This is a genomic window from Mycobacterium sp., from assembly GCF_049683935.1.
GTDB lineage: Bacteria > Actinomycetota > Actinomycetes > Mycobacteriales > Mycobacteriaceae > Mycobacterium.
Genome location: NZ_JBAUJR010000488.1, coordinates 1 through 6,822, shown reverse-complemented (window position 1 = coordinate 6,822; position 6,822 = coordinate 1). Strand labels below are relative to the sequence as shown.

Annotated in this window: 10 protein-coding genes; all 10 read right to left on the bottom strand. The window is 67.3% G+C overall.

Annotated elements, in window-relative coordinates; all coding sequences use genetic code 11:
* Positions 1–813 (bottom strand): chromosome segregation SMC family protein (locus tag WA965_RS27875; protein ID WP_526448253.1); only part of this gene is annotated, 813 nt, incomplete at its 3' end.
* Between the two features lie 26 nt (positions 814–839).
* The gene (locus WA965_RS27870; protein ID WP_526294071.1) at positions 840–1,124 is read right to left on the bottom strand and encodes an acylphosphatase; all 285 of its coding nucleotides are present in this window, start codon (positions 1,122–1,124) and stop codon (positions 840–842) included.
* Positions 1,108–1,524: an OsmC family protein gene (locus WA965_RS27865; RefSeq protein WP_526294072.1), complete on the bottom strand. Its 417-nt coding sequence runs from the start codon at positions 1,522–1,524 to the stop codon at positions 1,108–1,110. Before WA965_RS27865 ends, WA965_RS27870 begins: the two co-directional genes overlap by 17 nt.
* 96 nt (positions 1,525–1,620) lie before the next feature.
* Entirely contained in the window at positions 1,621–2,469 is an 849-nt protein-coding gene (gene mutM / locus WA965_RS27860) for a bifunctional DNA-formamidopyrimidine glycosylase/DNA-(apurinic or apyrimidinic site) lyase (RefSeq protein WP_526294073.1), read from the bottom strand.
* Between the two features lie 5 nt (positions 2,470–2,474).
* Positions 2,475–3,167, bottom strand: coding sequence for a ribonuclease III (rnc, locus tag WA965_RS27855; protein WP_526294074.1), 693 nt, complete (start codon positions 3,165–3,167; stop codon positions 2,475–2,477).
* Entirely contained in the window at positions 3,164–3,754 is a 591-nt protein-coding gene (locus tag WA965_RS27850) for a YceD family protein (protein ID WP_526294075.1), read from the bottom strand. The genes rnc and WA965_RS27850 overlap by 4 nt, the downstream gene beginning before the upstream one ends.
* Before the next feature lie 29 nt (positions 3,755–3,783).
* Entirely contained in the window at positions 3,784–4,521 is a 738-nt protein-coding gene (gene sepIVA, locus WA965_RS27845) for a cell division protein SepIVA (protein ID WP_178362175.1), read from the bottom strand.
* A gap of 141 nt (positions 4,522–4,662) precedes the next feature.
* Complete coding sequence (coaD, locus tag WA965_RS27840) at positions 4,663–5,145, bottom strand: pantetheine-phosphate adenylyltransferase (RefSeq protein WP_526294076.1); 483 nt, start codon at positions 5,143–5,145, stop codon at positions 4,663–4,665.
* 27 nt (positions 5,146–5,172) lie between these two features.
* Entirely contained in the window at positions 5,173–5,739 is a 567-nt protein-coding gene (gene rsmD / locus WA965_RS27835) for a 16S rRNA (guanine(966)-N(2))-methyltransferase RsmD (RefSeq protein WP_526294089.1), read from the bottom strand.
* A partial coding sequence (locus tag WA965_RS27830) for a biotin/lipoyl-containing protein (RefSeq protein WP_526448252.1) occupies positions 5,736–6,822 on the bottom strand: 1,087 nt, incomplete at its 5' end. The genes WA965_RS27830 and rsmD, both read right to left, overlap by 4 nt.

The following is a 6,822-nucleotide window of genomic DNA, read 5'->3' as shown; positions in this document are numbered from 1 at the left end:
GGCGTCGAGTTCGAGGGCCCTGACCTCCAGCCTCCCGGTCAGTTCGTCGTGCTCACGACGCAGGGTCGTCTCGGCCTGGTTGGTGTCGTCGAACTCGGCCTTGCGGGTGACCAGGTCGTCGGCCGCCAGCCGCAACCGGGCGTCGCGGAGGTCGGCCTGGATCGTCTGGGCGCGCCGCGCCATCTCCGCCTGCCTGCCGAGCGGTTTGAGCTGGCGGCGCAGTTCGGTCGTGAGATCGGTCAGTCGCGCCAGGTTCGCCGACATCGAGTCGAGCTTGCGCACCGCCTTTTCCTTGCGCTTGCGGTGCTTGAGGACACCGGCGGCCTCCTCGATGAAGGCGCGTCGGTCCTCGGGACGTGACTCGAGGATTTCGGCGAGCTTGCCCTGCCCGACGATGACGTGCATCTCGCGACCGATACCGGAATCGCTGAGCAACTCCTGAACATCCATCAAACGGCAACTGCTGCCGTTGATCTCGTATTCGCCCGCGCCGTCCCGGAACATCCGCCGGGTGATCGACACCTCGGAGTATTCGATCGGAAGCGCGTGGTCGGAGTTGTCGATCGTCAGCGTCACCTCGGCGCGGCCCAGCGGCGCGCGCGAGGAGGTGCCGGCGAAGATGACGTCTTCCATCTTGCCGCCGCGCAACGTCTTGGCGCCCTGCTCCCCCATCACCCAGGTGAGCGCGTCGACGACGTTGGACTTGCCCGAGCCGTTCGGGCCGACCACACAGGTGATGCCGGGCTCGAAGCGAAGAGTCGTCGGCGATGCGAAGGACTTGAAGCCCTTCAGCGTCAGACTCTTCAGATGCATGACGTGAAACCCTACCGCCGCGCGGGTCAGCGCTCGGTGAAGCCCGTGAGCGCGTCGGCCGGTTCCGACCAGTCCGCGATCACCTTGTCGACGTGACCGGGAGTGTTTGGGCTTTTCAGCAGGTCAAGCAGCCGTTCGCAGGCGTCGCGGGGACCCTGTGCGACGACCTGGACGCGACCGTCCGGCCGGTTCGACGCATACCCGGCCAGGCCCAGTTCGAGTGCCCGCGACCGCGTCCACCAGCGGAAACCCACGCCCTGGACGTGTCCGTGGACCCAGGCCGTCAGCCGGACGTCAGTCTCGCCCAACATCTTTCACCTCAAACGTCACTTTAGTCCCTGTTTTTAACGTCCGCCCCACTGTGCACACCTGATCGATCGCGCGTTCGACGACGGTGAGCAATCGTGTCAGCTCGTCCTCGCCGAGCCCGGACAGGTCGACCTCGAGCGACTCCTCCAGCAGCGGATAGCGCTCCTGCTCGCGGTCGGCGAGCCCCGACACGCGGATCGTGGCCGCGTAGTCGTCGCCGAGGCGCCGCCGCAGGGGCTGGTCGCTGCTCATCCCGCTGCACGCGGCCAGCGCGATCTTCATCAGCTCCCCGGGAGTGAACGCGCCCTCGACGTCCTCGGAGGCGATCAGGACCTCGGCGCCGCGCTCGCTACGCCCGGTATAGCGGCGCACGCCGGTGCGTTCCACCCACAGTTCGGTCATCCCCTATTTCTACAACCTCCCCGCGGAATAGCATTCCCGGTCGTGATCGCGGCCCGATCCGCAGCCCGGAATGCTATTCCGCGGCGCGGGGCGGAGTCAGACCCTCGGGCGTGGCTGGCAGCGGGGGCAGTAGAACGACGAGCGGTTCATGAACTTCTCCCTGCGCATCACTGCTCCGCAACGCCGGCAGGGTTCACCCTCGCGGCCGTAGGCGTCCAGCGACCGGTCGAAATAACCGGACTCGCCGTTGACATTGACATAAAGCGAGTCGAAGGACGTGCCACCCTGACCGAGCGCGTCGGCCATCACCTCGGCGGCCGCGTCGAGCAGCTCGCGGAGCTTGGCGCGGGACAGCCCGGATGCCAGTCGCGCCCCGTTGACCTTGGCCCGCCACAGCGCCTCGTCGGCATAGATGTTGCCGATGCCCGAGACGACGGCCTGGTTGAGCAACTGTCGCTTGATCTCAGAATGCTTGTGCCGCAACGCCTTAACAACTGCATCGCGATCGAAGAGCGGGTCCAGCGGGTCACGGGCGATGTGTGCCACCGGCACTGGCATATCGGTCCCGTCGACGGTCACCATGTCGGCGATCATCCAGCCGCCGAAGGTGCGCTGGTCGACGAAGCTCAGCGTGGTGCCGTCGTCGAGCAGTGCCGCGATGCGTAGGTGGTTTTCATTGGGAACGGATCCCAGGAGCATCTGTCCGCTCATGCCCAGGTGCACCACGAGCGCCGCACCGTCGTCGAGCTCGAGCCACAGGTACTTCCCGCGTCGGCCCGTTCCTGTGATCGTGGTGTCGAGCAGTCGGGCGGTCAGGTCGGCCGTGCCGGCCTCGTGCCTGCGCACAGCGCGGGGATGGTGCACCCGCACCGCGGTGATGGTCTTGTCGGTGATGTGCTCGGCCAGGCCGCGCCGGACCACCTCGACCTCGGGAAGTTCAGGCATCCGGGTCAGGCACTGTCGAGGGCGTTCCACGCAGCCGCAGCAGCCTTTAGTTCAGCCTCTTTCTTGGTGCGGCCGATGCCTTTTCCGTATTCGGTCTCCCCGACGACGACCGAGGCGGTGAACTCCTTGTCGTGATCCGGCCCGGTCGAGCTGACGAGGTAGGCCGGTACGCCCAGGCCCCGGGAGGCGGTCAACTCCTGCAGGCTGCTCTTCCAGTCCAGACCCGCGCCCAGCGTCGGGGCAGTGGTCAGCAGGTCGGCGAACAACCGCAGGATGACGTCGCGCACCACGGTGGCGCCGTGTTCGAGATAGATTGCGCCGAGCAGCGATTCGACGCCATCGGCGAGGATGCTCGACTTGTCGGCGCCGCCGGAGTTCTCTTCGCCCCTGCCCAGCAGCAGGTACGAACCGAGCCCGTCCTCGGTGAGTTGACGTCCGACGTCGGCGAGTGCGTGGGTGTTGACGATGCTCGCCCGCAGCTTCGCCAGATCACCTTCGGACCGGTCGGGATGCCGGTGGTAGAGCTCCTCGGTGATGGTCAGTCCGAGCACCGAGTCTCCGAGGAACTCGAGGCGTTCGTTGGTGGGCAGACCGCCGTGCTCATAGGAGTAGCTGCGATGGGTGAGCGCCATCGTGAGCAGCTCGTCCGGCAGATCCACGCCGAGCGCCTTGAGCAACAGCGCGCGGTCGACCGTCACGAATCGTCTCCGGGCTGCTCGCGAAGCTCGGCCAACTTTGCCCACCGCGGATCGATCTGCTCGTGGTGATGCCCGGGCTCGGCGTCGGCCAACGGGATCCCGCACTGCTGGCAAAGCCCGGCACAATCCGGGCCGCACACCGGCGAGAACGGCAGTGCCAATCCCAGGGCGTCGATGATCGGCTGCTCGAGGTCGACGGCTTCGGCGCTGCCGTCGCGGGTGACCCGGGCGACCTCGTCATCGTCGGTCGTCTCGTCGGTCGCGCTGTCGGGGTAGGCGAACAACTCCGTCAGCTCGATCTCGACGTCACCGGTGATCGGCTGCAGACAGCGCGCGCACTCGCCCGATGTCGGTGCCGCTACGGTGCCCGTGACCAGCACACCCTCGGACACCGATTCCAGCCGCAGGTCCAACTCCAGCGGGGCGCCCTCGTCGACGGCCATCAGATCGAGGCCCATCCGCGACGGACTCGCGAGCGTGGTCTGCAGTGTGATCATCGAACCGGGCCGCCGACCGAGTCGGCCGATGTCTATGAGCAGCGGTGATCGAGGTCCGCGGCGCGCGGCCGTGTGTGCATGCGTCGCCATGCACGTATCGTACGGTCGGCGCCCAGGGGTCAGCGGGCCGCGTAGTCGTGGGTTCCCGCAGCGGTCCGCAACTGGTGACGTCCGCGGCCGACCGACCGAATGGTGCCGTTGAGGAAGTCCTCGAACTCGGCGAGTTTGCTGTCGACATAGATGTCGCACTCGCCCCGCAAGCGGTCGGCTTCGGCGTGCGCGGAATCGATCAGGCGGGTGGCCTCGGCGGTCGCTGTCGCCACGATCTCGGTCTGCGACACCAGGCGCTGCTGCTCCTTGATGCCCTCCTGCACGGCCTTCTCGTAGGTCAGGTTGCCACTCTCGATCAGCCGGTCCGCCTCGGACTTGGCCCGGCCGGTGCTGGCCTCGTACTCGCGCTTTGCCGAGGCAGCGATCCGGTTGGCCTCTTCGCGCGCCTCGCCGACCATCCGTTCGCTGTGCTGACGGGCTTCGGCGACCATGCGGTCGGCTTGCGACTTCGCATCCGCGAGCAGGCGGTCGGCCTCTGCCCTGGCGTGGTTGACCATCGAGTCGGCCTCGGCGTTGGCCGTCGACACGGTCGAATCCGAATGTTCCTTGGCCTCACGCAGCAGCGAGTCGCGTGCGTCGAGCACGTCCTGCGCATCGTCGAGTTCGCCGGGAATCGCGTCCTTGATGTCGTCGATCAGCTCGAGGACATCACCGCGGGGCACGACGCAGCCTGCCGTCATCGGCACGCCGCGGGCTTCTTCGACAATTGCGCCCAATTCATCGAGCGCTTCAAAAACTCGGTACACGGCGACACCCTCCAGGCGTAGTTTGACAGTGACCAGTGTGCCTGGTGTTACGCCTGTGACTCAGCTACCGGCACCGGTGTGTCGTTACCAATTACGACTACCGAGCATTATGTCAATCCCCCGGCCCGGCGGGTGCCGGACTCAGGTTCGTTCGGCGAGCTTGGCCTGCACGCGCACATTCACCGGCTCCGGCAGCAGCGCCGAGACGTCACCGCCAAGCATCGCCACCTCTTTGGCCAGCGATGAGGACACAAACGAGTACTGGGGATTGGTGGCGACAAAAAATGTGTCGACGCCCGCGATGTGCTTGTTCATCTGGGCCATCTGCAGCTCGTACTCGAAATCGGTCCCGGTGCGCAGACCTTTGACGATCGCCGTCATCCCCCGCCCCTTGACGAAGTCGACGACAAGCCCCTGCCCGGATTCCGCGCGCACGTTGGGCAGGTGGGCCGTGGACTCCTCGATCAGCGCGATCCGCTCCTCGACGCTGAACATGCCCTTCTTGTTCGGGTTGACGAGCACCGCGATCACCAACTCGTCGAACTGGGCCGACGCCCGCTCGAAGACGTCGATGTGACCGAGGGTCACCGGATCGAAGGACCCCGGACACACCGCTCCACTCATGACGATCGACGCTATCAGCACCCGCGATCAGTCGCGTTCGGCCAGCTCGATGCGGGTGTCGCCGTAGCGGCGGGCGCTCCACACCGACCATCCGGGCGGCCACCGGATCTCGGAACTCGACGCCGCGCGCTCCACCACGGCAACGGTGCCGGACGTCGACCAGCCGCCGGTGTCGAGTGCGACCAGCATGTCAGCGACGACGGTGTTGTCGACCTCGTACGGCGGGTCGGCCAGCACCAGATCCGCCGGCCGGGCCGTGCTGGTGGCCAGCACCGCCGCCACCGCGCCGCGACGCACCGATGCGCCCCGCACACCCAGCGATGAGATGTTCTGCGTGATCACCGCCGCCGCCTTGGCATCGGATTCCACGAAAAGCGCCGACGCCGCACCGCGCGACAGCGCCTCGAGCCCCAGCGCCCCGGAACCGGCGTAGAGGTCGAGCACGTCAAGACCGGCGAAATCGATCCGCGCCGCCAGCAGGTTGAACAGGGACTCGCGCACCCGGTCTGTGGTCGGACGGGTACCCCGGCCGGACTTGTGCTGCGGCACCGCGATTCGGCGCCCTCCCAGAACGCCGGCGATGATGCGGGTCAGGTGACGACCACCAGCAGATCGCCGCCTTCGACCTGTGCGGTCGCTGCCACCGCGACCCGTGAGACGGTGCCGGCTTTGGGTGCGGTGATCCCGGCCTCCATCTTCATCGCCTCGATGGTGGCGATGGTCTGGCCGGCTTCGACGGTGTCACCGTCGGCCACGCTGACAGTGACCACGCCGGCGAACGGAGCCGCCACGTGGTCGGCGTTGTTGCGGTCGGCCTTCTCGGCGGCGGGCACCTCGCTGGCCACGCTGCGGTCGCGGACCACCACGGGCCGCAGCTGGCCGTTGATGATGCACATCACCGTGCGCATGCCGCGCTCGTCGGCATCGGAGATCGCCTCCAGGCCGATCAACAGCTGGACACCACGTTCGAGGGTCACCCGGTGCTCGTCGCCGTGGCGCAGGCCGTAGAAGAACTGGTTCGCCGACAGGCTCGAGGTGTCCCCGTAGACTTCGCGGTGCGCCTCGAATTCCTTTGTGGGGCCGGGGAACAGCAACCGGTTCAAGGTGGCCTGACGCGCCGGCCCGGCCTGAGCCAACGCCTCTTCGTCTTCCGCGGTGAGGTCGGCCGCCACCTTGGCGGGGGCGCGTCCGGCCAGCGCCTTGCTCCGCAACGGTTCGGGCCAGCCTCCCGGAGGGTCACCGAGTTCGCCGCGCAGGAATCCGATGACCGAATCCGGGATGTCGAATCGCGCCGGATCCGAGGCGAATTCATCGGCGGTGATGCCCGCACCGACCAGGGCCAGCGCGAGATCGCCGACGACCTTCGACGACGGGGTCACCTTGACCAGCCGTCCCAGGATGCGGTCGGATGCCGCATAGGCGGCCTCGATGTCCTCGAAGCGGTCGCCCAGCCCCAGCGCGATCGCCTGCTGGCGCAGGTTAGACAGCTGGCCCCCCGGGATCTCGTGGTGATACACCCGCCCGGTGGGCGCTGGAAGACCACTTTCGAAGGGCGCGTACACCTTTCGCAGCGCTTCCCAGTAGGGCTCCAGATCACACACCGCAGCCAGTGACAGCCCGGTGTCGTACTCGGTGTGCGCCGTCGCGGCGACGATCGAGCTCAGAGCGGGCTGGCTC